Origin of the sequence: Pseudomonas kielensis (genome assembly GCF_014236655.1) — a bacterium.
GTDB classification, from domain to species: domain Bacteria; phylum Pseudomonadota; class Gammaproteobacteria; order Pseudomonadales; family Pseudomonadaceae; genus Aquipseudomonas; species Aquipseudomonas kielensis.
Genome location: NZ_JACMYG010000023.1, coordinates 60473 through 85816 on the forward strand (window position 1 = coordinate 60473; position 25344 = coordinate 85816).

Annotated in this window: 27 protein-coding genes; 5 read left to right on the forward strand and 22 right to left on the reverse strand. The window is 61.0% G+C overall.

Annotation, left to right across the window (positions count from 1 at the left end; genetic code table 11):
* Positions 1–331: 331 nt before the first annotated feature.
* Positions 332–1045 carry a UTRA domain-containing protein gene (locus H7995_RS19835; RefSeq protein ID WP_166591645.1) on the forward strand — a complete coding sequence of 238 codons (714 nt, stop codon included), beginning with the start codon at positions 332–334 and terminating at the stop codon, positions 1043–1045.
* Between the two features lie 73 nt (positions 1046–1118).
* On the opposite strand, the gene H7995_RS19840 is transcribed toward H7995_RS19835, so the two are convergent.
* The 8 genes from H7995_RS19840 to minC form a co-directional block, all read right to left on the reverse strand.
* The gene (locus H7995_RS19840; RefSeq protein WP_166591644.1) at positions 1119–3275 is read right to left on the reverse strand and encodes a mechanosensitive ion channel domain-containing protein; all 2157 of its coding nucleotides are present in this window, start codon (positions 3273–3275) and stop codon (positions 1119–1121) included.
* A gap of 78 nt (positions 3276–3353) precedes the next feature.
* Entirely contained in the window at positions 3354–3530 is a 177-nt protein-coding gene (locus H7995_RS19845) for a hypothetical protein (protein WP_166591643.1), read from the reverse strand.
* A gap of 116 nt (positions 3531–3646) precedes the next feature.
* Positions 3647–4936, reverse strand: coding sequence for a M18 family aminopeptidase (locus tag H7995_RS19850; protein ID WP_166591642.1), 1290 nt, complete (start codon positions 4934–4936; stop codon positions 3647–3649).
* Between the two features lie 96 nt (positions 4937–5032).
* Positions 5033–6136: a hypothetical protein gene (locus H7995_RS19855; protein ID WP_166591641.1), complete on the reverse strand. Its 1104-nt coding sequence runs from the start codon at positions 6134–6136 to the stop codon at positions 5033–5035.
* 54 nt (positions 6137–6190) lie between these two features.
* A complete protein-coding gene (locus H7995_RS19860; RefSeq protein WP_027620023.1) occupies positions 6191–6826 on the reverse strand; it encodes an RluA family pseudouridine synthase in 636 nt (211 codons plus the stop codon).
* A 91-nt stretch (positions 6827–6917) separates the two neighbouring features.
* On the reverse strand, positions 6918–7172 hold the full coding sequence (minE, locus tag H7995_RS19865; RefSeq protein ID WP_095167919.1) for a cell division topological specificity factor MinE: 255 nt from the start codon (positions 7170–7172) through the stop codon (positions 6918–6920).
* The gene (minD, locus tag H7995_RS19870; protein WP_166591640.1) at positions 7172–7984 is read right to left on the reverse strand and encodes a septum site-determining protein MinD; all 813 of its coding nucleotides are present in this window, start codon (positions 7982–7984) and stop codon (positions 7172–7174) included. Before minD ends, minE begins: the two co-directional genes overlap by 1 nt.
* Before the next feature lie 199 nt (positions 7985–8183).
* Positions 8184–8921, reverse strand: coding sequence for a septum site-determining protein MinC (minC, locus tag H7995_RS19875; RefSeq protein WP_185818762.1), 738 nt, complete (start codon positions 8919–8921; stop codon positions 8184–8186).
* A gap of 121 nt (positions 8922–9042) precedes the next feature.
* Between minC and H7995_RS19880 the strand changes: the two genes are divergently transcribed.
* Both H7995_RS19880 and H7995_RS19885 read left to right on the forward strand, forming a co-directional pair.
* On the forward strand, positions 9043–9975 hold the full coding sequence (locus H7995_RS19880; protein ID WP_166591638.1) for a lipid A biosynthesis lauroyl acyltransferase: 933 nt from the start codon (positions 9043–9045) through the stop codon (positions 9973–9975).
* Between the two features lie 46 nt (positions 9976–10021).
* Complete coding sequence (locus tag H7995_RS19885) at positions 10022–11191, forward strand: patatin-like phospholipase family protein (protein ID WP_166591637.1); 1170 nt, start codon at positions 10022–10024, stop codon at positions 11189–11191.
* A 70-nt stretch (positions 11192–11261) separates the two neighbouring features.
* Here H7995_RS19885 and H7995_RS19890 read toward each other — a convergent pair whose 3' ends face one another.
* The 9 genes from H7995_RS19890 to puuE form a co-directional block, all read right to left on the reverse strand.
* The gene (locus H7995_RS19890; protein WP_166591636.1) at positions 11262–12047 is read right to left on the reverse strand and encodes an outer membrane protein OmpK; all 786 of its coding nucleotides are present in this window, start codon (positions 12045–12047) and stop codon (positions 11262–11264) included.
* The gene (locus tag H7995_RS19895; RefSeq protein ID WP_166591635.1) at positions 12028–12423 is read right to left on the reverse strand and encodes a hypothetical protein; all 396 of its coding nucleotides are present in this window, start codon (positions 12421–12423) and stop codon (positions 12028–12030) included. Before H7995_RS19895 ends, H7995_RS19890 begins: the two co-directional genes overlap by 20 nt.
* Position 12424: 1 nt before the next feature.
* A complete protein-coding gene (locus H7995_RS19900) occupies positions 12425–13210 on the reverse strand; it encodes an outer membrane protein OmpK (RefSeq protein WP_185818763.1) in 786 nt (261 codons plus the stop codon).
* A 98-nt stretch (positions 13211–13308) separates the two neighbouring features.
* On the reverse strand, positions 13309–14667 hold the full coding sequence (locus tag H7995_RS19905) for a nucleobase:cation symporter-2 family protein (protein ID WP_166591633.1): 1359 nt from the start codon (positions 14665–14667) through the stop codon (positions 13309–13311).
* Between the two features lie 140 nt (positions 14668–14807).
* Positions 14808–16109, reverse strand: a complete 1302-nt coding sequence (locus tag H7995_RS19910; RefSeq protein WP_185818764.1) for a urate hydroxylase PuuD — start codon at positions 16107–16109, stop codon at positions 14808–14810.
* Between the two features lie 50 nt (positions 16110–16159).
* Positions 16160–16663 (reverse strand): ureidoglycolate lyase, encoded by a 504-nt coding sequence (locus H7995_RS19915; RefSeq protein WP_166591660.1) that lies wholly within the window; start codon positions 16661–16663, stop codon positions 16160–16162.
* A gap of 119 nt (positions 16664–16782) precedes the next feature.
* Positions 16783–17778 (reverse strand): allantoicase, encoded by a 996-nt coding sequence (alc, locus tag H7995_RS19920; RefSeq protein WP_166591631.1) that lies wholly within the window; start codon positions 17776–17778, stop codon positions 16783–16785.
* A gap of 91 nt (positions 17779–17869) precedes the next feature.
* Positions 17870–18385 carry a 2-oxo-4-hydroxy-4-carboxy-5-ureidoimidazoline decarboxylase gene (gene uraD, locus H7995_RS19925; protein ID WP_166591630.1) on the reverse strand — a complete coding sequence of 172 codons (516 nt, stop codon included), beginning with the start codon at positions 18383–18385 and terminating at the stop codon, positions 17870–17872.
* A complete protein-coding gene (puuE, locus tag H7995_RS19930; protein ID WP_095167940.1) occupies positions 18382–19308 on the reverse strand; it encodes an allantoinase PuuE in 927 nt (308 codons plus the stop codon). Before puuE ends, uraD begins: the two co-directional genes overlap by 4 nt.
* Before the next feature lie 435 nt (positions 19309–19743).
* Here puuE and uraH point away from each other — a divergent pair, with 435 nt between their 5' ends.
* Positions 19744–20097 (forward strand): hydroxyisourate hydrolase, encoded by a 354-nt coding sequence (gene uraH, locus H7995_RS19935; protein WP_095078352.1) that lies wholly within the window; start codon positions 19744–19746, stop codon positions 20095–20097.
* A gap of 186 nt (positions 20098–20283) precedes the next feature.
* On the opposite strand, the gene H7995_RS19940 is transcribed toward uraH, so the two are convergent.
* From H7995_RS19940 to H7995_RS19950, 3 genes are all read right to left on the reverse strand, one after another.
* Complete coding sequence (locus tag H7995_RS19940) at positions 20284–20910, reverse strand: LysE family translocator (protein ID WP_166591629.1); 627 nt, start codon at positions 20908–20910, stop codon at positions 20284–20286.
* A gap of 64 nt (positions 20911–20974) precedes the next feature.
* On the reverse strand, positions 20975–22324 hold the full coding sequence (locus tag H7995_RS19945) for an NCS2 family permease (protein WP_166591628.1): 1350 nt from the start codon (positions 22322–22324) through the stop codon (positions 20975–20977).
* A 219-nt stretch (positions 22325–22543) separates the two neighbouring features.
* The gene (locus H7995_RS19950; protein ID WP_182341806.1) at positions 22544–22990 is read right to left on the reverse strand and encodes a MarR family winged helix-turn-helix transcriptional regulator; all 447 of its coding nucleotides are present in this window, start codon (positions 22988–22990) and stop codon (positions 22544–22546) included.
* A gap of 82 nt (positions 22991–23072) precedes the next feature.
* On the opposite strand from H7995_RS19950, the gene H7995_RS19955 reads away from it, so the two are divergent.
* Positions 23073–24239, forward strand: coding sequence for an aminotransferase-like domain-containing protein (locus H7995_RS19955; RefSeq protein ID WP_185818765.1), 1167 nt, complete (start codon positions 23073–23075; stop codon positions 24237–24239).
* Positions 24240–24317: 78 nt separating this feature from the next.
* Here H7995_RS19955 and H7995_RS19960 read toward each other — a convergent pair whose 3' ends face one another.
* Positions 24318–24689, reverse strand: coding sequence for a glutathione S-transferase N-terminal domain-containing protein (locus H7995_RS19960; RefSeq protein ID WP_166591625.1), 372 nt, complete (start codon positions 24687–24689; stop codon positions 24318–24320).
* A 103-nt stretch (positions 24690–24792) separates the two neighbouring features.
* The gene (folE, locus tag H7995_RS19965; RefSeq protein ID WP_003204506.1) at positions 24793–25338 is read right to left on the reverse strand and encodes a GTP cyclohydrolase I FolE; all 546 of its coding nucleotides are present in this window, start codon (positions 25336–25338) and stop codon (positions 24793–24795) included.
* Positions 25339–25344 lie beyond the last annotated feature (6 nt).

Here is a 25344-nt window from a genome sequence, read left to right on the forward strand (position 1 = left end):
GTTTTTATCGAACGTTTGCGGTTGGGTTGGTCTAGGTCAGCAATACCTGAGCCAATTTAGGTGGGCTGGATGACACTTTGATGTCGGTGACCCCGGCCCTCGGCTTTTTTTTGCGCACTAGGGGTGACAACGAGCTAAGCGTAGACCATCGGGAGAAGGCCGGTTTACGGGGACTTGGCCGTAGAATTGCAGTGCTTGGCTGCTGCCGTTGGGCGGCTTTGTCATCGATCAGTCACATGTTGTGCCTAGGCTTGCACTAGCTTAGAGGAGGCGCTTTTTGGCGCACTCCGGCCCCGAAACAGTGCTGGTCTAGTCCAGAAAGGTAACCTTGATGCGTGAAGAGGCAACCCGTGCGGTGACAGCCATTGGCCAAGTCCTGCAAGAGCAGATCGACCACGGTCTGTTGGCGCCTGCCAGCAAGCTGCCGGCCGAGCGCAAGCTCAGTGAGCTGTTCGGCACCACGCGCATTACCGTGCGTGAAGCGCTGTTGCAACTCGAGGCCCAAGGCCAGATTTATCGGGAGGAACGCCGTGGCTGGTTCGTCTCGCCGCCCCGGCTGGCGTACAACCTGATGCAGCGTAGCCACTTTCACGCCATGGTCAGTGCCCAGGGGCGGGAGCCGTCGACCGAGGTGATCTCGGCGCGCCTGCAACCGGCGTCGGCGGCCGTGTGTGCGTGGTTGCAGCTGCCGGCGCTGTCGAGCGTGATCCAGATTTGCCGGGCGCGGCGCATTGACGGGCGGTTGGTGTTGTATGTGGAGCACTACCTGAACCCGCAGTATTTCCCGGGGATTCTCGAGCTGGACCTGAATCAGTCGATTACCGAGTTGTATGCCCGGCATTACGATTTGCACTATGGGCGGGTGCGCTTCGAGATCGTGCCGACCTCACTGCCGATGAACGCGGCGGCGGCCTTGCGGGTGTCGCTGGGCAGCCCGGGGTTGCGCATCGCCCGGGTCAACTACGATCAACACCAGCGGCTGATCGATTGTGACCTGGAGTTCTGGCGGCATGATGCGATTCATGTCGGGGTGGATGTGGTTTAACGGCCACCACTCTGTTGAATGTTCCGGCCCCTATCGCGAGCAAGCTTGCTCGCGATAGGGGACAGGCGGGTGATCAATCCTTCTCGGTGCCCCCTGCTGGGGTAATCACCTGGACGCTCATGCGTGGCGTCGCCAGGTCCAGGCCGGCCTCATCCATATGGCGCTTGAGCAACAGGTTGAACGCCCGTGACACTTCCCACTGCTTGATCGGCGCGGTCTTGAACCGGGCCCGCAGGATCGCGCTTCCGGACTCGAAGCTCTCGACCCCCTGGATCTCCAGCGGCGACCAGATGTTGCGGCGTTGCAGCGGATCGTTACGGATTTTCTGGCCGACGTCGCGCATCAGCTTGATCGCCTCGTCGATCTCCATGTTGTACGGCACCGCCACGCGGAAGATGGCGTAGCCGAACTCCCGCGAGTAGTTCTTGATGCTTTTGATTTCGCTGAACGGGATGGTGTGGACGATGCCGTCGATGTCCCGCAGGCGCACGGTGCGGATGGTCAGGCCCTCGACGGTGCCCAGGTGGCCGCCGACGTCGACGTAGTCGTCGATGGCCAGGGAGTCCTCGATGATGATGAACAGCCCGGTGATCAGGTCGGCCACCAGCGACTGCGCACCAAAACCGATGGCCAGGCCGATGACACCGGCACCGGCCAGCAGTGGGGTGACGTTCATGCCCATGTTGGCCAGGGCGACGATCAGCGCGATGATGAAAATCGCCACGAACAGCACGTTGCGAATCAGCGGCATCATGGTCTGCGCGCGGGCATTGGCCAGGCCTTTGCGCGAGCGAGTGAGGGCGTGGTGCACGGCGGTGTCGCTGAGGATCCAGATCAACCAGGCGAAAATCAGGGTGCCGGCCAGGCTGAACAATTTGACGCTGACGTCATGGCCTTCGCCTTCGGTGAAGCGGATCAGCGACATGCCCCAGACCCGCAGGCCCAGTTCGATGAATGCCAGCCAGATCGCCAGGTGCACCAGGGTGTAGCAGAAACTCTTGAGGCGTTCGGAGTACAGCGCGTGGCGCTTGGCCCCGCGTTGCGGTTTGAGGGAATGCCGGCGGACCAGGCCGTTGATGACCATGCACACCACCAGCAGCACGGTGCAGATCAGCGCCTGGCGCAGGGCGGTGCTGGTGTCGCCAGCCGAGACGAAGGTGGCAAACAGCGAGATCCCCACCAGCACCAGGGCGGGCAGGTACCAAAAGGTGCCGAGGATCTCGATCGTGTCGCTGAGGGCGCGGCGGGTCAGGCGTCGCGATAGCGGTTGGTTGCGAATCAGGTGCGCGATGGGGCGGCGGAAACGCAGGATGAACAGGCCGGTAAACAGGGCGGCCAGGACATTGGCCACGGTGGCGGTGGCGTGGGCCAGGTGAATCCCCAGGCTGGCCACCAGCCTTGGATCGTTCAAGGCTTCGCCGAACGCGGCAAAGCTGCCGATCAGCCACAGTGGGCGGAAGGCCTGGTGCCGCAGGATGTACAGCGCGCGGTGACGGTGCGGACCATCGAGCAGGGAAAAGGCGATGACGCAGACGGCCGAGAAACAGGTCCCCACCACCAAGGCGTAGGCCAGCACCATCGCCAGGTACTTGCCCAGGGACGGCGGCAGGGCGTAGCTCATGTAGACGGTGATCACCAGGGCGATCAACCAGGGCCCGAGTTTGCGCAGGGCGAAACGCACCAGGTCCCAGGTCCGGGGGTGTTGTGGCAGTTCTTCGGTCAGGCCGAAGCGCATGCGCAAGCGGTGGCTGAGCCAGATCAGGGCTGCGGCGAGCAGGCTCCAGAGCATCAGCACCACGGCAAAGCCAAAGATAATTGGCAGCCACTCGCTGGCCGGCAGCATCAGGCTGCTGAATTCTTCCTTGGCCAGGTCAAATTCGTCGCTCCAGCGGGTGATCGGGCTGTCGGCGCCACTGAACTGTTTTTCCAGGGTCGACAGGGTGCCGCCAATCAAGCCCAGCACGCCTTCTTCCACGGGGGGCTGGGCTTTTTTCGTGGCGTCGCGCAGTTTTTTCAGGTCGGCCAGCAGCTTGGTCCGTTGCTGGTCGTTTTCCAGTGACTTGATTACTTCGTCCAGCGACTGCCCCAAGGGCTCGGTCGCTTCCGGCTGGGTCTTGCTGGAGCTGCCCAGCAGGCTCGGCAAACCGACCGCCTGGGCCGACGCCATGGGCAGCAACAGCAGCAAGCAAATGAACAACGTGGACGGCAGGGCGAACAGGCGAGCAAACACTAGGCGGTCAACCTCAACAGGTGCAGGTTGACCGAGTGTACGAGGGGGGCAAACCCAATGCGAGCGCGGTGGGTGCTTTTATTCGTTGAGCTTGGCGAGGATCTTGATGACCACGGTGGCGAGAATCACCACCATGCCGATCCACATCGAGAACACGCCGGCGTTCTTGTCGCGAAAGTTGAAGCCGATGGCCAGCAGGATCATCCCCGACAGAATCGGAATGAGCATGGAGTTGAACAAAGACATCGAGATCATGGCGACAGCCTTAGAAAGGAACAGATTTAAGTTTAGGTGGCTTTTGCGTCAACTGGCGTGATGAATGTCAACGCCAGGGCAATCCGCGGCGAGGGCAGCAGCCTCGCCGCGACCGGTCATGGCAATTCGCGGGAGGCGTAGAACGCGCTGAGCACTTTGACCAGGTGCACCAGGTCGTGGCTGCCACACAGTTCGCGGATCGAGTGCATGGCGAACGTCGGCAGGCCGATGTCCACGGTGCGTACACCCAGGTGGCTGGCGGTGATCGGGCCGATGGTGGAGCCGCAACCCATGTCGCTGCGCACCACGAAGCTCTGCACGGGCACTTCCTCGGCCATGCACAGGTGGCGGAAGAAACCGGCGGTTTCACTGTTGGTGGCATAGCGCTGGTTGCTGTTGACCTTGATCACCGGGCCGGCATTGAGTTTCGGGCCATGGTTGGCGTCGTGCTTGTCGGCGTAGTTGGGATGAACGCCGTGGGCATTGTCGGCCGAGACCAGCAGGGATTTCTGGATGGTGCGCACGAACTCCTCACCTTCAGGCAGCAGGCGGCGCAGGGTCTGCTCCAGCATCGGGCCATCGGCACCGCAGGCCGAGCAGGAGCCGACTTCTTCGTGGTCGTTGGCGACAAACACGCAGGTCTCGTCGGTCTCGGCGTTCAGCAGCGCTTGCAGACCGGCGTAGCACGACAGCAGGTTATCCAGGCGCGCACCGGCAATGAAGTCGCCATGCAGGCCAATCACCGCGGCGCTCTGGGTGTCGTAGAAGCTCAGCTCGTAGTCCAGCACCACGTCGGCGTTCAGGCCGTGCTCCAGGGCCAATTGGTTGGTGAGCACGGCGCGGAAGTCGACGCGCTCGTCACCGGCAAATTGCGCGAGGATCGGTGGCAGTTCGGTCTGCGGGTTGATCGCCCAGCCCTGGTTGGCCTCACGGTTGAGGTGAATGGCCAGGTTGGGAATGGTGGCGATCGGTGCCTTGAAGTCGATCAACTGGCTTTCGACCTTGCCGTCGCGGCGGAAGGTCACGCGTCCGGCCAGCGACAGGTCGCGGTCGAACCAGGGGGCGAGCAACGCGCCGCCATAGACTTCGACGCCCAGTTGCCAGAACCCCTGGCGTTGCAATTCAGGTTGCGGCTTGACCCGCAGGCACGGGCTGTCGGTATGGGCACCGACCATGCGAATACCGTCGTACAGTGGCGAGTTGCGCCCCAGCTTGATGGCCACGATCGAGGAGTCGTTACGGGTTACGTAGTAACGACCGTTGGCTTCGGTCGTCCAGGGCTCGCGCTCGTCAAGGCGCTGATAGCCCGCCGCTTCCAGGCGCTGGACCAGGCTGGCAGTGGCATGAAAGGGGGTAGGGGAGGCCTTGAGGAAGTCGATCAGGCCTTGGTTCAACTCTTCGCGCATAAGTAGCTCCAGACAGCAGTGCCGCGAGTTTAACGTATTGGCCCGACGCATTGGGCATGTGCGTGTGGCGCACGGCAATCGACTCGCGACACGGGATCAATGTGCCAAACGCTTGCGCAGGTAGGCAATGATGGTTTGTTCGTCTGCCGATTTTGCCGGCTTGGGCAGGTGTTTGGGCCAGCGTCCCCGGTCGGGGCCGAAGAACTTTTTCTGCGCACCTTCGTCCCAGCGCAGAATCTCCCGCGACGCCGATTCCCACCACTCGTGGCGACACACTTCGTAGTACGGGTGCTCGGGGGCGGCGCTGCCATAGAGCAATGCGCGCCCGACCTTTTTCACCGCGCCACGCTTGTTGCGCAGCTTCCACTTGATGCGCAGGCGCTGCCACGGCGAAGGGATCGGCTTGCAGCGCGGCACCTCGGTGCACAGCGCGGGCAGTTCGGCGCGGAAGCGTTCGCCATGGAGGCTGAAGAAGTGCTTTTGCATGGCATGGAAAAAGCCCTTCTCGGCGAAGTAGTGGTAGATGTAGCGGTTCGCTTCATGCACTGGTTTGTCGCGCATGGCGAAGGACAGGGCGATCTGTTCGATGGTGTGGATGTCGAACGCATCGCGGGTCCACTCGTCGATCAGCTCAATGCTGCGTTCAAGCAAGGGACTATCGCCGTCGGTGACGCCACACAGGCCGCTGTTGTACAGCTTGAAACCGTTGTCAGGCGTGACTCCGTGGGCTTGCAGGCAAGTGCCCAGCTTGAGGTAGTCCGCACGTTCACAGACGGTGCGCCAGTCGTACTCGAAGCGGTCCATCACGTACTGGCCGGGGCCAATGTGCTCGAACACCCGCTGGGGATTTTCGAGGAACAGGGTGTCGGTGTCGACGAACAGGGTCTTGTGCGCCAGGGTCAGGCCGTAGGCAATTGCGCAGGCCTTGCGCCGGTGGTGATAGCCGTTGGTGCCCTGCCAGGCGGTCATGATCTCATCGCTCAGGGCGATGGTTTCGACGGGCCAGCCGGCGTAGTCCTGCGGGCGATCGGTCAGGACCCGGATGCACAGCGGCTCGGACTTTTTTAGCTGGGCCAGCGCCGTGAGGATGCTGAACTTGGCTTCGCGCCGGTACACGTCCTTGTCGCCGTAGACCAGATAGAGCAATTGCTGCGGCGCTTTCTCGAGGGGCGTCGACGGTTGTGGGGAGTCAGGCGTCATCGGTCCGGGCGTCCTTCAGGTTTCGACGGGTTGCTTGAAAGGGCTTCAAGGCGCTCAAAAGGGTGCCGGGCACTCGAAGCGCAGGCGTTCACCGCTTTGCGGGTGGGTAAAGCTCAGCATGCTGGCGTGCAGGCACAGCCGAGGATACGCCGCCAGGGCTTGGGGATGGGCATACAGCCCGTCGCCCAGCAGCGGATGGCCGATGGAGAGCATGTGCACGCGCAATTGGTGCGAGCGACCGGTAATCGGCGTCAACTCAACCCGGCACCAGTCGCCACAGCGCTCCAGCACGCGCCAGAAGGTCAGCGCATGTTTGCCGAACTCGTGGTCGACCACGTGCCGTGGTTTGGTCGGTGGGTCGTAGCGCAGCGGCAGATCGATACTGCCACTGTCCAGTTCCGGTTGGCCCCAGCAGAGTGCGGTGTAGGCTTTTTCGGTTTCACGGTCGTGAAACTGCCGAGACAGTTCACGATGGGTGTCCGGGTCCCGGGCCAGCAGGATGATCCCCGAGGTTTCCCAGTCCAGGCGATGGACGATTCGGGCTTCCGGGTAGCCGTTTTCCTGCAGGCGGGTAATCAGGCAGTCCTTATTGTCATCGGCGCGGCCAGGCACCGAGAGCAGCAGGGTCGGCTTGTTCACCACCAGGACGGCGGCGTCCTGGTGGAGGATGTGGATATTGGACAACGGCATTAAAACAGCCTCGTAACAAACGCCAACGGCGGCTCAGGCCCCTCCAGCTAACCTGGGGGACCTGAGCCGCCGTGGCTCCAGCCGGATCGACTCAGCGATCTGGCAGGGTGATATTGAGTTCCAGAATCGAGCAGCTGCCCTGGTTTTCCAGTGCGACATGCACGTCGTCGGACCCGATATTGACGTACTTGCGGATCACCTCGACCAGTTCCTTTTGCAAGGCTGGCAGGTAGTCAGGAGTACTGCGCTGGCCGCGTTCATGCGCCACGATGATCTGCAGACGCTCTTTCGCTACCGACGCGGTGCTGGTTTTTTTGCTGGCGCGAAAGAAGTCAAAAAGATTCATTATCTACCTCCAAAAAGGCGCTCGAAGAATCCCTTCTTCTCAACATCAAGGAACCGGTGTTCCACGGTTTTGCCCAACAGACGATCGACGGCATCGCTGTACGCCTTACCGGCGTCGCTCTGGTCGTCGAGAATCACTGGCACGCCTTGGTTGGAAGCCTTGAGTACGGCTTGCGATTCTGGAATCACGCCGAGCAGGGTCACTGCCAGAATCTCCTTGACGTCTTCGACGCCAAGCATTTCGCCGTTGCTGACGCGCTCAGGGTTGTAGCGGGTCAACAGCAGGTGTTCCTTGATCGGGTCTTCGCCTTTTTCGGCGCGTCGCGATTTGCTGGCCAACAGGCCCAGCATGCGGTCCGAGTCACGTACCGAGGACACTTCCGGGTTGGTCACGACAATCGCTTCATCAGCGAAGTACATGGCCAGGTGGGCGCCTTTCTCGATGCCTGCCGGGGAATCGCAGACCACGAATTCGAAATCTTCCTTGAGTGCCATCAGCACTTTTTCCACGCCTTCGACGGTCAGCGCGTCTTTGTCGCGGGTCTGACTGGCGGCCAGGACGTAGAGGTTCTCAAGGCGCTTGTCCTTGATCAGGGCCTGCTGCAGGTTGGCTTCGCCATTGACCACATTGACGAAGTCATACACCACGCGACGCTCGCAACCCATGATCAGGTCGAGGTTACGCAGGCCGACGTCGAAGTCGACGATGACTGTTTTGTGACCACGCAGAGCGAGGCCGGTACCGATAGCGGCGCTGGTGGTGGTCTTACCCACACCACCCTTGCCGGATGTAACCACGAGAATCTTGGCCAAGGTGTTTCACCCCTAAGGAAAAAGGACTTTTAGCCCCGAAAAACATCTCTTGAAAACTACTGCAGTCGGACAGCCTTGGCTGGAATCAGGCCTGGGGCAGGGTTTACCTCCGGTAAACACCGCTCTATGCCAATTTCCTACTTCGTTTGAGCCGTTTTCACTACGTTTTAGAGATGCTTGGAAAATGCGGCAGTATCCGTTAAAGCCGAATGATGTTCAACACGTCGCCCGACAGGCTGACTTGTACGCCGGCCCCCCAGAGCGGGTCGCGACGAAGATCTTCGGAAACCTTGTAATGACCGGCGATGGACAGCAGTTCAGCGCTCATTTGCTGACAGAAAATCCGTGCCTTGGTGTCGCCTTTGACGCCGGCCAGCGCACGACCGCGCATTGGCCCGTATACATGGATGTTGCCATCGGCCAGAAGTTCCGCCCCCGGGCTGACCGAGGACACCACCACCAGGTCGCTGCCCTGGGCGTAGATCTGCTGGCCGCCGCGTACTGGCGAAGTGATGATGCGCGTCGGCTTGATGCTCGGCTCCGGTGGTTTTTCCGGCTTTTTGCGCACTTCACCTTCCTGCGGCTCAAGGGCGCGCTCGCGGGCACCCGAGGGTGGCAACACCGGCAGGTCGACGGCAATGGCCGCGGCAATGTCTTCGATACGGCTGGCGCGGATGGCCAGGGTGCGCAGCCCGTGGTGGCGGCACACGCGCATCAGGGCCGGCAGGTCCACCGAGCCTTCGCTGGCCGGCAATTTGTCCAGAGCCAGCACCAGCGGGGCATTGCTGAAAAAGTTGGGTGCCAGAGCTACCTTTGCAGCCAGCTGCCGGTCGAGGGTTTCCAGGTCATTGCGGGCCAGCTCCAGCACCGTAATGGCGAGCATGCTGCCCTTCAACTGGAACACGGGATCTTGGTCTAGCAGTTCGGTTTGGCTCATGGTTGGCATACAACGGCTTGTCACTAAAAGTGCCGAGACTTATAACGAGAACGCCCGCAGCCCGCAAGCAGGGTCGAACCGATGTAGAATGCGCGACCTTGTTGTCCGTCCGGAATCGTTAATGGATCGCCCGCAATTTCGAGCTGCATTTCTTTCGCCACGTTTTTGGCCGCTATGGTGCGGTCTAGGGCTGCTGTGGCTGGTTGTCCAGTTGCCGTATTCGTGGCTGTTGCGCATTGGTCGCGTGCTGGGTGCCGGCATGTATCGGGTCGCCAGCGACCGCCGGCGCATTGCCAAACGTAACCTTGAACTGTGTTTTCCCGATAAAACTCCCGACGAACGCAAACGTCTGCTCAAGGAAAACTTCGCCTCCACCGGCATTGCCTTCTTTGAAATGGCCATGAGTTGGTGGTGGCCGCGCGAGCGCCTGGCGCGCCTGTCCCATGTCGAAGGCCTGGAGCACCTCAAGCAGGCCCAGCGCGATGGCCAGGGCGTGATCCTGATGGCCTTGCACTTCACCACCCTGGAAGTCGGCGCGGCGCTGCTGGGCCAGCAACACACCATTGATGGCATGTACCGCGAGCACAAGAACCCGCTGTTCGATTTCATCCAGCGTCGTGGCCGTGAGCGGCATAACCTGGATTCCCTGGCCATCGAGCGCGAGGACGTGCGCGGCATGTTCAAGCTGCTGCGCGCGGGCCGGGCGATCTGGTACGCACCGGACCAGGACTACGGCGCCAAGCAAAGTATCTTTGTGCCGTTGTTTGGCATTCTCGCGGCCACGGTGCCGGCCACCAGCAAGTTCGCCAAGCTGGGCAAGGCGCTGGTGGTGCCGTTTACCCAGGAGCGCCTGGCCGATGGCAGCGGTTACCGTCTGGTGATCCACCCGCCGTTCAGCGATTTCCCGGGGGCCAGCGACGAAGCCGACTGCATCCGCATCAACCAGTGGATCGAAAGCGCCGTCAGTGCCTGCCCCGAGCAGTACCTGTGGGCGCACCGGCGCTTCAAGAGCCGGCCGCCAGGCGAGCCGAAACTCTACGACAAGCGTGGTTGAGCCCGCGACGGCCTACCGTCAATAACCAGCACCAGGGAGTGTGGCGATGAGTTCGGCTGAACCGGTGACAGGCTTGATTCTTTCCGGCGGCGGGGCTCGGGCGGCTTACCAGGTGGGCGTGCTGGCGGCCATCGCGCAACTGTTGCCGGCCGGCGCGGCCAATCCTTTCCCGGTGATCGTCGGCACCTCGGCTGGAGCCGTCAATGCGGTCAGCCTGGCCGCCGGGGCCATGGACTTCAGGTCCGCCATCGAACACCTGACCGCATTCTGGCAGGGCTTTCGCAGCCATCAGGTGCTGCGCAGCGACTGGCCGGGCGTGATCCGCCAGGCCAGTCGTTTTGTCAGCCACAGTCTGCTGGGGATTGGCGCCAAGGTGCCGGTGGCGCTGCTCAACAGCTCACCCTTGAGTGAGTTGTTGCACGCCAGGCTGGACCTGTCGGGCATCAATCAGGCCATTGCGCAAAAGCAGTTGCACGCCGTGGCGGTGACTGCCTTTGGCTATGAATCCGGACAGGCGGTCACCTTTTATCAGGGCGGTCGCAGCATCGACCCCTGGTTGCGGCACCGGCGCATTGGCGTGCCAACCCAGTTGAGTGTCGAGCACTTGCTGGCCAGTTCGGCCATTCCCCTGTTGTTTGCGCCAGTGAAGATCGGCAATGAGTACTTCGGCGACGGCGCGGTACGCCAGTCGGCCCCGATCAGCCCGGCGTTGCACCTGGGGGCGAGCCGGGTGCTGGTGGTGGGTGTCAGCGGCAACCCGCGCGGCGTCGACCCCGACAACCTCCAGCGCACCTACACCGGCCAGCAGCCGTCCTTGGCGCAGATCGGCGGGCACATGCTCAACAGCACCTTTATTGACAGCCTGGAAAGCGACATTGAGTTGCTGCAACGCCTGAACCAGTTCAGTCGCTTGCTGCCCGACGGTACGCCAACCCGCGCCCTGGGCGTGGCACCGGTAGAGGTGTTGGTGATTGCCCCGAGCCAACCGATCGATGAGATCGCTGCGCGGCATCGCCATGAATTGCCGGCTGCACTGCGCTTGTTCCTGCGTGGCCCGGGGGCAACCAAGACCAGTGGGGCAGGGGTGTTGAGTTACCTGCTGTTCGAGGCGGGATATTGCAGCGAACTGATCGAGCTTGGTCGCAGCGATGCCTTGGCCAAGCGCGAGGAGCTGTGTCGGTTTCTTGGGGTGCAGGAGCCGCTGGCTCTGGCCTGACAGGCATGCCCCTTTACCCGCCTTCGATGCGCGAAGGCGGGTAAAGGGGCGCCTTGCTGTCAGATCAGGATCAGAAGTGCACCTTGACCAGGAAGCTGGTCACGCTCTGATCGGTTTTGAAGCCCTGGCTGTCGGCGATGCCGTACTTGTCTTTCCAGTAGTCGTACTCCACACCGACGTACAACTGCTTCTCGCCCAGGTTCAGGGCCTTGCCCAGGTCGTATTTGACCTGTGGGTTGAAGTGCAGGTTGGCGTGGTATTCGCCTTTGCTGTTGACGTCGTTGTCGACGACCCAGTCCATGTAACCGTCGATCAGCACGTCGGAGCGGCCCACAGGGATGGTGTAGGACCACACTGGGGTGATCTGCCAGACATCGTCACCCGGGCGGTCGCCTTCGGTGTGGCGGTTGTAGAAGTTCAGCTGGAAGTAGTCGAAGCCTGGAATGGCCAGGTCGAAACCCGGACCGATCAGGTAGGACTCGGTGTCGTTTTCGCCAAACTCGTAGGTCATGGCCAGCAGCACGTCCTTGATCGGGCCAAACTCGAACTTCTGGTCGAAGATCTTGCCCAGCGACAGGCGCGGCTGGAACTCACCGTAGTGGGTGTTCTCGCCGGCGAAGGCATCTTCTTTGCCGTTGTAGAAGATCTTGTCGATGAAGAAGAAGTTGTCGCCGTACTTCCAGGCGTCGGCGTGCTCGAAGGTCACGGTCTGCTGGATGCGCGGGTTGACTTGAAAGTCTTTGCCGTAGAGGTAAGTCAGGCTGTTGTTCTGCCACAGCAGCAGATCGCCGGCCATGGCCTGACCCCCTGCCAGCAAGGATCCGGCGAGCATCAGGCTAGTGCACGTACGTTTCATTCGGTTGCTCCCAAAGTAGGTGTTCCACGTTTTTTTGACGGCGCTCTGGTGTGGCGCCTTTTTTCAGTGCTGCAAAAACCATCCAATCGGTCAGCTTTACAGCTCTTAGCAAGAGCTGGGCCAAGGCATTTAAAAAGGCAAAAAACGCCTGTTCGGCTGTTCGAAAACAGTCGATCAAGCGTCCATTGGGCTTTTGTTTGACTAGCCTCGTGACCGTCCAGGGCCGGGATAAGTTGGCTTTCTGGTCAGGAATTAAATCCGGGCTTTTTTTTATACCGGATTCAGACGGCCGCGGAGAATACTGGCTCCCGCGCCACGGCTCAAGCGCCCCGCAACAGCGCACCGGTCGCAAACCTGGGGCACTGTTGCGGGCCATTTTAGAAGTGCACCTTGATCAGCAGGCTGGCGGTGTTCTGGTTGGTGTCCAGGTTGGCGTTGTCCTGGATGCCGTATTTGTTTTTCCAGTAACTGTATTCGGCCCCGACGTAGATCTGTTTGGCCGGGCCATTGAGGGCCTTGCCCAGGTCGTACTTGATCTGCGGGTTGAGGTGCAGGTTGGCGTGATAGGTGCCGCGCGAGTTCTGGTCGTTGTCCACGACCCAGTCGAGGTAGCCGTCGATCAGCACGTCGGAGCGGCCCGCGGGAATGGTGTAGGACCAGGTTGGGGTGATCTGCCAGACCCCATCACCGGGGCGCGGCCCTTCGGTCTGGCGGCGGTAGAAATTCAGGGTCACGTAGTTGAACCCGGGTACCGCCAGGTCGAAGCCGGGGCCGATCAGGTAGGCTTCGCTTTCGCCTTCGCCGTACTCATAGGTCATGGCCAGCAACACGTCCTTGATCGGACCCAGTTGCAGTTTCTGGTCGAAGATCTTGCCGGCCGACAGGCGTGGGCTGAGCTCGCCGTAAAAACTGTGGGGGCCTTTGTTGGGGTCTTCCTTGCCGTTGTAGAAAATCTTGTCGACGAACAGAAAGGTGTCGCCGTACTTCCAGCGGTCGGCGTGCTCGAAGGTCACGGTCTGCTGGATCGATGGGTTGATCGCAAAATTCTTGCCGTACAGGTAGCTCAGGCTGTTGGTTTGCCACAGCAGCAGATCGCCGGCCATGGCCTGGCTCGCAGCCAAGAGGCTTGACCCCAACAGCAGGCATGTTTGTGAACGAATCATCTGTTGCTCCCTTTTTGTTTTTATTTTTTGTCTTGCAGGCAGCCGCCAACCCTGAAGACGCTGGAAGGCCAGCGCCTAGAGGGGATGTTGCGTTGGCATCAGTGCGGGTGAGCGGCGCAATCATTGATGGCAGCCCGTTCGCTGCCACCCAGGATGTTGAACAACAGGTTCAGCGTCAGCGCGCTGAGGGTGGCCATGGCAATGCCGCTGTGGGTGATCGGGCTCATCCACAGCGGCAGGTGGGCGAAGAACTCCGGACGAACCACCGGGATCAGGCCCATGCCGATACTCACCGCGACCAGCAACTGATTGCGGCGGTCGGCGATGTCGGCTTCCTGGAGAATCTTGATCCCGGTGGCGGCGACCATGCCGAACATGGCGATGGCTGCCCCGCCCAGCACTGCCGGCGGAATCGAGGCCACCAGGAACGCGGCCTTGGGCAGCAGGCTCAGGAGGATCAGCAAGCCGCCGGCAACGATGGTGACCGAGCGGCAGCGCACGCCGGTCATCTGCACCAGGCCGATGTTCTGGGCGAACGAGGAGTGGGTGAAGGTGTTGAGGAAACCGGCGAAAAACGAGGCGCCGGCATCACACAGCAAACCGCGGCGCAGCATGCGCGGGCAGACTTCCTGGCCGGTGATCTTGCCCAGCGCCAGGAACATCCCGGTGGACTCGACGAAGATGATCACCACCACCAGGCACATCGACAGGATCGGCGCCAATTCAAACTTCGGCATGCCGAAGTGCAGGGGCGTGACGATCTGCAGCCACGGTGCCTGGGTCATGCCGCTGAGGTCGACCATGCCCAGCAGGCCGCAGAGGATGTAGCCCAGGGCCATGCCGATCAGCACCGAAATGTTGACCCAGAACCCGCGCATGAAGCGGTGCACCAACAGGATGGTGCCCAGCACCAGGGCGGCGATGCTCAGGTAGATGGGGGAGCCGAATTGTGCGGCGGAACTGCCGCCACCTGCCCAGTTCACCGCAACGGGGAACAGCGACAAACCGATCGAGGTGATGACGGTACCGGTCACCAACGGCGGGAAGAAGCGCACCACCTTGGACATGAACGGTGCGATCAGCATGCCGAAGAACCCTGCGGCAATGGTTGCACCAAAGATGCCTTGCAGGCCGATGCCGGGCATGCCGGCCATGGCCACCATACTGCCGACCGCCGCGAAGCTGGCGCCCATCATCACCGGCATGCGAATGCCCATGGGGCCGATGCCCAGCGACTGGACGATGGTGGCGATCCCGGCGACCAGCAGGTCGGCATTGATCAGAAAGGCGATTTCATCACGACTCAGGCCAGCGGCCTGTCCGATGATCAACGGCACCGCGATGGCGCCGCCGTACATCAGCAGAACGTGTTGCAGACCTACCAGGATCAGTTGCAATAACGGCAGGCGCGCAATAGCGGGTGCGTCGGGGATGCGCGCTTCGGATGACACGGACATGCAACACCTCGGATCTTTTTTATTCTTGTGATTTTGTGCAGCAGGGAGGACCGCGGCGCGGCCAATCGCTGGCAAGCCAGCTCCCACAGGATTTAGGTGATCCTTGTGGGAGCCGGCTTGCCAGCGATGCTTTGCGCTACTTAATTGGTCTGGGCTCCCTGCACGATCCAGGCGCCGATCAAATCACGTTCCTGCTGGGTCATCTGGGTGATGTTGCCCAGTGGCATGATCTGCGTGGTGACCGCCTGGGCTTGAATGCGCGGGGCGTTCTGGCGGATCTGCTCGGGGGTGTCGAGCATCACGCCGGCCGGGGCGGCACTGAACAGCGGGCTGCTGGGCTTGGCCGAGTGACAGACCGCGCACCGTTCCTGGATCACGCTGTGTACCTTGTCAAAGCCAGGACCGGCATTGGATGCCTGGGCCGGGGCAGTGGCAGGTGCAGCGGCTGGCGTGGCTTGAGCCGGTTTCGCACCGCCACCGACGGCGGTTTCCGGCAGCGGCTGGTACTCGATCTGCGCGGGTGACTTGGCCACGTCCGGGCTGGTCATCGGCGCAGGACCGGTCACGTACGCCAGGCTGATCATGCCCACGGCCGCAACGGGCAGGGTCCAGGCGAACTTGTGGCTGTCGTGGCGGGTGTTGAAGTAGTGACGCACCAACACCGCCAGCACCGCGATCCCGGCCAGGATCAACCAGTTGTACTGGCTGCCATAGGTGCTCGGGAAGTGGTTGCTGATCATGATGAACAGCACCGGCAAGGTGAAGTAGTTGTTGTGTCGCGAACGCAGCAGGCCCTTGGCCGGCAAGGCCGGATCCGGCGTGCGGTTCTCGGCGATCGCCGCCACCAGTGCCCGTTGTGCCGGCATGATGATGCGAAACACGTTACCGACCATGATGGTGCCGATGATGGCGCCCACGTGCAGGTACGCACCCCGGCCGCTGAACACTTTGCTGAAGCCGTAGGCCGCGCCGATGATCAGCACGAACAGGATGAAACCCAGCAGGGCAGGGCGTTTGCCCAGGGCCGAGTCGCACAGGAAGGAGTAAATGAACCAGCCGGCGAACAGCGAGCCGATACCCAGCAGGACCCCTTCAGGACCGCTCAGGCTGCTGCCAGGTGCCAGCAGGTAGAGGGTCGGGTTGGAGTAGAACACCACGCACAGTAGCGCGATCCCTGACAGCCAGGTGAAGTAGGCTTCCCACTTGAACCAGTGCAGGTTGTCCGGCATGGTCGGTGGAGCCAGTTTGTATTTCTCCAGGTGGTAGATCCCGCCACCGTGAATCGCCCAGAGATCGCCCGCCAGACCGCTCTTCGGGTTGACCCGATTGAGGTTGTTTTCCAGCCAGACAAAATAGAACGACGCGCCGATCCAGGCTACGCCAGTGATCATGTGAACCCAGCGCACGCTCAGGTTCAGCCATTCGAACAGATGTGCTTCCACAGTCTTTACCTCTCGCCTGTCACTCTGTTGTCGAGTGATCAGACCTTCTCTTATTGGTGGGGGGCAAGGATCAAGCGTTGATCCTCTTTGAAAAAATGCTCATCGCAGTTATTGCCTGTGCCACTGCGATCAACCACCAGGAAGTCATCCCGCTTTTCGATCGTCAGCACCGGGTGGTGCCAGACGCCGCGATGGTAATTAATGCCCTGCCTGCCGTTGGTGACGAAGGCGCGGACCAAGCCTGATACAGGTTCATCGCCAATGGGCGCGACCACGATCAGAAAGGGGTTGCCGAGCAGCGGAATGAAAGCCTGGCTGCCCAGCGGATGGCGCTCCAGCATGCAAACGGTCAGCGGCATGTCCTGCGCGTCGGCGCGAAAGATGCTGATGATCGCCTTGTCCTCTGGCGTGGCGGTTTCCACCGTCGCCAGTTTGTGAAAGCGCATGGTCGAACCGTTGTTGATCATGAAGTGATCGCTGCCGTCGGTTTCGATCACGTCACCGAAAGGGGCGAAGGCTTCTTTGGTCAGCGGTTCAATCGTCAATGTGCGCATGCTGTTCTTCTTATCCGGATTCTGTGTTGTTGGTTCTATTGCCTTCGCTGGCAAGCCAGCTCCCACATTTGGAATGCATTCCCTTGTGGGAGCCAGCCTGCTGGCGATTGGGTCCACCCTTATTTAGCGACCTTGCCGAGAACACGCAGGCGGCTCACACCGCCGTCCGGGAATACGTTCAGGCGGATGTGGGTGATCGGGCCCAGGGCCTTGATCTGCTCGGCGAAGGTGTGTTCGGCGTGCATTTCCAGTTTCTGTGCCGGCAACAATTCGCGCCAGAACAACGACTGGGTCTCGATCTGGCTGTCGGTACCGCCCTTGACGAACGCGCCCTGGATCGAGCAGGTGTCCGGGTAGTTGCCTTTGAAGTGCAGGGTGTCGACGACGATTTTCTCGATCTCGCCCGGGTGGCCCAGGGCGACGATCACCCAGTCATTGCCAGGTGTGCGACGACGGGCAGTTTCCCAGCCATCCCCCATGTTGATCCCGCGGCCCGGGTTGAGGATGTTGCTCATGCGGCCGAAGTGTTCATCGGAGCAGGCCAGGGCGCGGCCACCGTTGAGGGCTGCGGCCAGGTCAACCTGCTCGTTGTCGCCAACGGCCGACCAGTCGCGGAACGGAATGCCGTATACGCGCAGACGGGCTACGCCGCCATCAGGGTAGATGTTGAAACGCAGGTGGCTGAACGACTGGTCGTTGTTGATTTCGTGGAAGTGGTGGCTGTTGCCCTGCAGCTCGACAGCCGACAGGACTTCGGTCCACTGGGTGTTTTCGTCCGGCTCACCTTCGGTCAGGAAGCAGGCTTCCAGGGAGGCCGAAGGTGGGAAGTTGCCGGTGAAGAATGAAGTGTCGATGTCCACACCTTTGATCGAACCCGGTACACCCAGGCGGATCACAGCGCTGTCGTAGCCTTCGAAGCGCTTGCGGCGCGACTCCCAGCCGTCCATCCACTTGCCGTTGTCATCGAAAACGCCCTCCTTCCATACGGCCGGGGTCGGCTGGAACAGACGGTTGGCGTCGGCAAACCAGTCATCGGTGACTGAGATGATTTTGGTGCCCAGGCGGGCGTCGGCCAGGTTGACGAACTTCTCGAAAGGTACGGCGTAAGCTTTCATTCTTCTTGTCTGCCTTTAATTAGTTGGCTTGGGATGCTTGCCAGGCCCCGGGGCTGTCTCGGCGTTCATGATTCAGCCTGGGCCGGGATCGCTATAGGGTCAGTAAGCGGAACAGGGCGATCTTGTTGATCTGCGCTAACGCGCACTTGAACTCGGTGTCGACCGGGTTGTGGATGCGCGTTTCGAACGCTGCGAGGATCTGATGCCGGTTGCTGCCTTTTACCGCCATGATGAAGGGAAACTTGAACTTGGCTTTGTAGGCGTCGTTCAGCTCGGTGAAGCGAGAAAACTCTTCGGCCGTGCATTGGTGAATACCGGCGCCGGCTTGTTCATGGGTGCTGGCTTCGGTCAGTTGGCCCTGGACGGCAGCTTTGCCGGCCAGGTCCGGGTGAGCGTTGATCAGCGCAAGCTGGCTTGCGTGATCGGCGCTCAACAGGATGTCGCTCATGCGCTGGTGCAGGGTCTCGATCTCATCGATCGTTGGGTCCTGGCCCAGGTCGAAGGCCTTTTCGGCCACCCATGGCGAATGTTCGTAGATATCGGCGAAAGCGTTGACGAAGGCGTCACGGCTCAGGGTCGAGGGTTTCAGCGTTTGGAAGGTGGTCATTTCGACGCCCCTTGGTACGGGTGGGTTTGTTGCCAGTGGCGAGCGATGTCGACGCGGCGGCTGAACCACACCTGTTCATGACTTTTAGCGTATTCGATAAAGCGCTTGAGCGACGCCAGGCGCGCCGGGCGGCCGATCAGGCGGCAGTGCAGGCCGATCGACAGCATCTTCGGCGCTTCGGCACCTTCGGCGTAGAGCACGTCAAACGCATCCTTGAGGTATTCGAAGAAGTCGTCGCCCTTGTTGAAACCCTGGACCTGGGTGAAGCGCATGTCGTTGGTGTCCAGGGTGTAGGGGATTACCAGGTGCGGCTTGCCGGTAGGGTTGTTCGGTTCCCAGTAGGGCAGGTCATCGTCGTAGGTGTCGCAGTCGTAGAGGAAACCGCCTTCTTCCATCACCAGGCGTCGGGTGTTCGGGCCGGTGCGGCCGGTGTACCAGCCTAGCGGGCGTTCGCCAGTGATTTCGGTGAGGATGCGGATCGCTTCGAGCATGTGCTCGCGCTCTTGCGCTTCGTCCATGTACTGGTAGTCGATCCAGCGGTAGCCGTGGCTGCAGATCTCGTGACCGGCCTCGACCATCGCGCGGATCACGTCCGGATGGCGCTGGGCGGCCATGGCTACGGCGAAGACGGTCAGCGGAATGTCGAATTCCTTGAACAGTTTGAGAATCCGCCAGACGCCGACACGGCTGCCATACTCGTACAAGGACTCCATGCTCATGTTGCGCTCGCCCTGCAGCGGTTGCGCCGAGACCATTTCCGAGAGGAAGGCTTCCGATTCTTTGTCGCCGTGCAGAATGTTGCGCTCGCCGCCTTCTTCGTAGTTGAGCACGAAGGACAAGGCGATGCGGGCATTGCCCGGCCAGTGTGGGTGGGGAGGGTTACTGCCGTAACCGATCAGGTCGCGTGGGTAGTCAGCGCTCACTGCAGTCTTCCTTCTTATTCGAGTTTGCTTATTCGCGATAAGGGGTGGTGTGGCGGCCTGGTGGTGAGGTGGCAGGCTGGCGTCACAGCGATGGAGTGATTGTATACAACTTTATGTGCGCTTTGTAAGCCTGATTTTTTCCATTTTTCATCCGCTGTCATCTTCCAGTGCGACTGCAAGAAATCTACCTGAATGGTCAGCTTATGGACAGGAGGTCGTTATTGGCTGTGGTTCTGCGGATAAACGGGGCGAGGCGGGTAGGTCAGGAAGCTTGGGAGAAAAAGTGATTATTATTGTGTACAATTTTTATTGAAAGTGTCTTAATCAGCTGCTCGCCGCAACTTTTCGTGCTCCGAAAGGGTGCGGTCTCCTTTCAACTGACTTCGGGAGGCGCGAGGCCTGACTGCCGTACACGGGGGCAGGCGCGCAGAATCAATGGGACGTTTGACTACACACGTTTTGGATGCAGCACACGGTTGCCCGGGCAGCTCGATCAAGGTCGAGTTGTACCGCGTTGAGGGTTCGCAGCTGGAATTGGTCGCCAGCGCACTGACCAACAGCGATGGCCGTTGTGATGCGCCCTTGTTGCAAGGCGATGACTACCGTTCCGGGGTCTATCAGCTGCAGTTTCATGCCGGCGACTACTACCGCGCCCGCGGTGTCCAGCTGCCGGAGCCGGCGTTCCTGGATGTGGTGGTACTGCGCTTCGGTATCTCGGCCGAGCAGGATCACTACCATGTGCCGCTGCTGATTTCGCCATACAGCTATTCGACCTACAGAGGAAGCTAGATCCCCCAAGAATCTGCGCAAAAAGCTTCTTTGGTCTTTCGCCCGCTCACACTGCGGGCTTTTTTTCGCCCTGGAAAAATGTGGTGCCTGTGCTGACGCCATCGCTAGCAGGCTAGCTCCCACACTGGATTTATGAATGCCGAAAACCCAATGTGGGAGCTAGCCTGCTAGCGATGCTCTTTGCTGTTAGCGGCTCAACAGGGAGGCCGCGCCGGCGCCACTGAACAAGCCGGCGCTGATCCGGTTGAACCAGCTTTGCCCCTTGCCGCTGCGCAGGTAGCGCGCGGCCCCGTGGGCGCCCAGGCCGTAGGCCAGCTTGCAGCACAGGTCAAGCAGGGTCCAGGTGACGATCATGATCAGCAACTGCGGCAAGAACGGCTGCTGTGCGCTGAGGAACTGGGGCAGGAAGGCGGCAAAGAACAGGATGTCCTTGGGATTGCTCGCTCCCAGTACAAAGGCGCGCCCGAACAGTGCACGAAAGCGCGGCACGGCTGTCGCCTGGGGCACTTCAGTGGCGTGGGCCGGTTGCCGGGACTGCTGCCAGCTCTGCCAGGCAAGGTAGAACAGGTACAGGGCACCGACGATCTTCAGCGCGCTGAACAGCTGCTCCGAGGCCAGCAGCAACGCGCCAAGGCCCAGGGCCGAGGCGCTCAGCAGGCAGATCGAGGCGAACACCCCGCCGAGAAACGCCGGGTAAGAGCGGCGCAAACCATAGTTCAGGCTGTTGCTGATCATCAATAACGACAAGGGGCCCGGGATCAGGATCACGACCAGGGCGGCGCCGCTGAACAGCAGCCAGGTTTCCAGACTCATCACTTTCCTCCATATGTGCAAAAGCCCCACCCGACGGGGTGAGGCTGGGTCACGCTTGAAACGCTTACAAGAAAATGAACTTGGCGATGAAGATCGCGCAAAGTACCCACAGGCTGACGGAAATTTCCTTGTACTTGCCAGTACCGGCCTTCAGGGCCACGTACGTGATAAAGCCCAGCGCGATGCCGTCGGCGACCGAAAAGGTCAGGGGCATCATGATCGCGGTGACGATCGCTGGAATACTGTCGGTGGCTTCGTCCCACTCGATGTGAGCCATGCCGCCCATCATCAGCATCGCCACATAGATCAATGCACCGGCGGTGGCATAGGCAGGAATCATGCCCGCCAGCGGAGCGAAAAACATCGCGGCAATAAACAGCACGCCGACGGTCACGGCGGTAAGACCGGTGCGACCTCCTGCTGCCACACCCGCGGCACTTTCCACATAGCTGGTGACTGGAGGGACGCCGACCACCGCGCCAAACACGCTGGAGGCACTGTCGGCCTTCATGGCGCGGGAGAGGTTTTCGATCTTGCCGTCCTGACCCACCAGGTTGGCCCGCTGCGCGACACCCATCAGGGTCCCGGCGGTGTCAAACATGTGTACGAAGAGGAACGCCAGCACCACGCTGATCATGCTGACATTGAACACGCCAGCGACGTTCATGGCCATCCAGGTCGGCGCCAGGCTCGGCGGGGCGGACATGATGCCCTCGTAGTGCACCAGGCCCAGGCCCCAACCGGCCAGGGTCACGGTGATGATACTGATGAGGATGGCGCCGAAGACCCGGTGATAGCTCAGGATGGCGATCATCAGGAAGCAGATGGCGGCCAGCAGCGGGCCCGGCTCGCGCAGGGAACCGAGCTTGATCAGGGTGGCCGGGCTGTCGACCACGATGCCGGCGGTCTTCAGGCCGATCAGCCCGAGGAACAGGCCGACACCGGCACCCATGGCATAGCGCAGGCTCACGGGGATGCTATTGAGCAGCCATTCGCGGATTCGCGAGAAGGTCAGGATCATGAACAACACACCGGAGACGAACACCGCGCCCAGTGCGGTTTCCCAGTTGTAGCCCATGGTCCCGACCACGGTGTAGGTAAAGAACGCGTTCAAGCCCATGCCCGGCGCCAGGCCCACAGGCCAGTTGGCATACAGCCCCATCAACAGGCAGCCCAGTGCTGCAGCGATGCAGGTGGCGACAAAGGCCGCACCGTGATCGATGCCGGCATCGGCCATGATGTTCGGGTTGACGAAGATGATGTAGGCCATGGTGATGAAGGTGGTCAGGCCGGCGATCAGCTCGGTCTTCACCGTGGTGCCATGCACGCTGAGTTTAAACAGGCGTTCCAGCCAGCCGGTGCGTAAGGGCGGCGAGAGATCCAGCGGCGATGCTTCGGATTTGCGGCTTTCCACAGCGAGTACTCCTCAAGAGTTTTATTGTTATTTCCAGAGCCGGACACAGAGGTGGGTAGCGGCTCTTTGAGGCACTTGCGAATTTGTTGACCGCTTGGTCAGGAACTCGCACGAAGCGAATTATGCTTTTGTATACAAATAAAGCAAATAATGTTTTCTGTTTTGTCGACGAAAAATCTGGCGATAGGGATATATCGCCAGTGGATCCAGACTGAGGGCTCAGTCTGCGAGCGCTTGGGTTTGCCCCAGGGCTTTGTTGACCGCCAGCCAGCCATCCACTGCGGCTTCACCCGCCTCGGCAAACACGCGCTCGAGCAGTTTCACCTGTTCACGGCGCAGCGCGGCTTCGAAGCGCACACCTTCGCTGGTCAGTTGCAGCAAGCGCTTACGTTTGTCGTCCACGGCCGCGACGCTGTCCACCAGGTGCATTTCCAGCAATTGGCGCAGGGGCATGTTCAGTGCCTGCTTGCTCACGCCCAGCAGCGCAAGCAATTGCTTGACGCTCAAGCTCGGATAGCGGGCGATGAAAAACACGATGCGCTGGTGTACCCGGCTGAGGCCGCGGCGTTCGAGCATTTCGTCGGCTTTGGCGGTGAAGGCCTGGTAGCCGAAAAAAAACGCTTCCATGGCGGCTTGCTGGGTGCTTTGGGATTTAAGGTCAAGCATATTGACGTATCTGTCCGGGCTGGCGTAATTTCGGTCAATCAGTTTGACTTAATTCCCTTGGCCTTTGCTACCGGTGACCCCCATGGCTTTTTCCGAACGTGTTGCGCGCCTCAAGAGTTCCTTGATCCGTGAAATCCTCGCCGCGGCCCAGCGCCCGGAAGTGATGTCGTTTGCCGGCGGCCTGCCGGCCGAAGCCATGCTGCCGAAGGTGGAGTGGGCCGATATGCCGGTGTCCATGGGCCAATACGGCATGAGCGAAGGCGAGCCGGCGCTGCGTGAAGCCTTGGCGGCAGAGGCGCGAGCCCTCGGTGTGCCCTGTGAGGCGAGCCAGGTCCTGGTGGTCAGTGGTTCGCAACAGACCCTCGACCTGGCGGCCAAGCTGTACATCGATCAGGGCACCGAAATCCTGCTCGAAGCGCCGACCTACCTGGCCGCGCTACAAATTTTCCAGCTGTTTGGTGCTGATTGCCTGAGCGTGCCGCTGGAGGCCGACGGCCCCGACCTGGTGGAGCTGCGGGCGCGCCTGGAGCAACACCGTCCGGCGTTCATCTACCTGATCCCAACCTTCCAGAACCCCTCGGCGGTGCGCTACAGCGAGGCCAAGCGTGATGGTGTGGCGGCGTTGCTCGACGAGTTCGGCGTGACCCTGATCGAGGACGAGCCGTACCGCGAGCTGACATTCGATGGCGCCAGCGCCACGCCGATTGTCAGCCGCTTGCAGCGGGCGAGCTGGATCTACACCGGCACCGTGTCCAAGACCTTGCTGCCGGGCCTGCGTGTCGGCTACCTGATTGCCAGTCCGGACCTGTTCCCGCACTTGCTGCGGCTCAAGCAGTCGGCGGACCTGCACACCAACCGTGTCGGCCAGTGGCAGGCCTTGCAGTGGATCGGCACCGAGCGCCTGCGTGATCACCTGAGCGAGCTGCGGGACTTCTACCGGGGCCGGCGCGATGGATTCCAGGCGGCGCTGCACAGGCATTTCAGCGAGCTGGCGGACTGGGAGCTGCCCCAGGGCGGTCTGTTTTTCTGGCTGACCCTCAAGCAGCCGCTCGACACCCGGACCCTGCTCAAGGCGGCATTGGCCAATGATGTGGCGTTCATGCCGGGTGAGCCGTTCTTTCCCGACCCGGATCGCAACCTGGGTCACCTGCGGCTGAATTTCAGCCACATTGACCCAGCGCGCCTGGATGAAGGGCTCAAGCGGTTGGCGGCGGTGGTGCGTGAGGGACAGGCGCGGCAGGCGGCATGAGGGGAGGCTAGACAACAATAAACCGGCCAATCGGCCGGTTTATTGTTGTCTGGGGTTTGTGTTTCCAGCGCCCAACGATCAGGCGGCGGCGAAACGCTGGTCCAGGTAATCGATGATCACCTTGGACTCGTACATCCAGGTGGTCTGGCCGTTCTCTTCGATGCGCAGGCACGGCACCTTGATCTTGCCGCCTTGCTCCAGCAGGGTCTGGCGGTCCTGCTCGTTGTTCTTGGCATCGCGCAGGGCGACTGGCACGTTCAGGCGGCGCAGGGTGCGGCGGGTTTTCACGCAGAACGGGCAAGCGTGGAACTGGTACAGGGTCAGGCCCTTGGCGGCGGCTTCAACCTGGGCCTGGGCAGGGGCAGGGCGCTGCTTTTTACCAGGACGGGTGATGAAGTCGATGAAGATGATCAACTGGCCGAGGCCGACACGAAGCGCTTTGACGAACACGATGTAAGCCTCACGGGGCAAATGGGAATGGCGCGCAGCTTACCTGATTTTTCACCGACGAAAAAAAACCGGCGATGAACGCCGGTTTTCCAGGGGCCGCGTATTACTTGATCAGGCTGAGAAACTCGCTGCGGGTGGCCGCATTTTCGCGGAACTCACCCAGCATCACCGAAGTGATCATCGACGAATTCTGTTTCTCCACACCGCGCATCATCATGCACATGTGCTTGGCCTCGATCACCACCGCAACGCCCAGGGCGCCGGTGACTTGCTGCACCGCATCGGCGATCTGGCGGCTGAGGTTTTCCTGGATCTGCAGGCGACGGGCGTACATATCGACGATCCGCGCGACTTTCGACAGGCCCAGTACCTTGCCACTCGGAATATAGGCGACGTGCGCCTTGCCGATGAAAGGCAGCAGGTGGTGTTCGCACAACGAGTAAAGCTCGATGTCCTTGACCAGTACCATTTCGCTGTTGTCGGAGCTGAACAAGGCACCGTTGGTGACTTCTTCAAGTGTCTGTTCATAACCGCGGCAAAGGTACTGCATGGCTTTGGCGGCACGCTTTGGCGTGTCGAGCAGGCCCTCGCGGGACACGTCCTCGCCCAGTTGGCCGAGAATCGCGGTGTAATTCTGTTCCAGGGACATGAAACT

Excerpts from the sequence above, each read along its gene's own strand:
- minE (WP_095167919.1), bottom strand. The coding sequence starts at position 7,172 with ATGAATCTTTTTGACTTCTTTCGCGCCAGCAAAAAAACCAGCACCGCG.
- H7995_RS19835 (WP_166591645.1), top strand. The coding sequence starts at position 332 with ATGCGTGAAGAGGCAACCCGTGCGGTGACAGCCATTGGCCAAGTCCTG.
- H7995_RS19890 (WP_166591636.1), bottom strand. The coding sequence starts at position 12,047 with ATGAAACGTACGTGCACTAGCCTGATGCTCGCCGGATCCTTGCTGGCA.
- H7995_RS19905 (WP_166591633.1), bottom strand. The coding sequence starts at position 14,667 with ATGTCCGTGTCATCCGAAGCGCGCATCCCCGACGCACCCGCTATTGCG.
- H7995_RS19895 (WP_166591635.1), bottom strand. The coding sequence starts at position 12,423 with ATGGCCCGCAACAGTGCCCCAGGTTTGCGACCGGTGCGCTGTTGCGGG.
- H7995_RS19855 (WP_166591641.1), bottom strand. The coding sequence starts at position 6,136 with ATGACGCCTGACTCCCCACAACCGTCGACGCCCCTCGAGAAAGCGCCG.
- alc (WP_166591631.1), bottom strand. The coding sequence starts at position 17,778 with ATGAAAGCTTACGCCGTACCTTTCGAGAAGTTCGTCAACCTGGCCGAC.
- H7995_RS19860 (WP_027620023.1), bottom strand. The coding sequence starts at position 6,826 with ATGCCGTTGTCCAATATCCACATCCTCCACCAGGACGCCGCCGTCCTG.
- folE (WP_003204506.1), bottom strand. The coding sequence starts at position 25,338 with ATGTCCCTGGAACAGAATTACACCGCGATTCTCGGCCAACTGGGCGAG.
- uraD (WP_166591630.1), bottom strand. The coding sequence starts at position 18,385 with ATGACCACCTTCCAAACGCTGAAACCCTCGACCCTGAGCCGTGACGCC.
- H7995_RS19915 (WP_166591660.1), bottom strand. The coding sequence starts at position 16,663 with ATGCGCACATTGACGATTGAACCGCTGACCAAAGAAGCCTTCGCCCCT.
- H7995_RS19900 (WP_185818763.1), bottom strand. The coding sequence starts at position 13,210 with ATGATTCGTTCACAAACATGCCTGCTGTTGGGGTCAAGCCTCTTGGCT.
- H7995_RS19845 (WP_166591643.1), bottom strand. The coding sequence starts at position 3,530 with ATGATCTCGATGTCTTTGTTCAACTCCATGCTCATTCCGATTCTGTCG.
- H7995_RS19955 (WP_185818765.1), top strand. The coding sequence starts at position 23,073 with ATGGCTTTTTCCGAACGTGTTGCGCGCCTCAAGAGTTCCTTGATCCGT.
- uraH (WP_095078352.1), top strand. The coding sequence starts at position 19,744 with ATGGGACGTTTGACTACACACGTTTTGGATGCAGCACACGGTTGCCCG.
- H7995_RS19950 (WP_182341806.1), bottom strand. The coding sequence starts at position 22,990 with ATGCTTGACCTTAAATCCCAAAGCACCCAGCAAGCCGCCATGGAAGCG.
- H7995_RS19880 (WP_166591638.1), top strand. The coding sequence starts at position 9,043 with ATGGATCGCCCGCAATTTCGAGCTGCATTTCTTTCGCCACGTTTTTGG.
- minC (WP_185818762.1), bottom strand. The coding sequence starts at position 8,921 with ATGAGCCAAACCGAACTGCTAGACCAAGATCCCGTGTTCCAGTTGAAG.
- H7995_RS19940 (WP_166591629.1), bottom strand. The coding sequence starts at position 20,910 with ATGAGTCTGGAAACCTGGCTGCTGTTCAGCGGCGCCGCCCTGGTCGTG.
- H7995_RS19850 (WP_166591642.1), bottom strand. The coding sequence starts at position 4,936 with ATGCGCGAAGAGTTGAACCAAGGCCTGATCGACTTCCTCAAGGCCTCC.
- H7995_RS19885 (WP_166591637.1), top strand. The coding sequence starts at position 10,022 with ATGAGTTCGGCTGAACCGGTGACAGGCTTGATTCTTTCCGGCGGCGGG.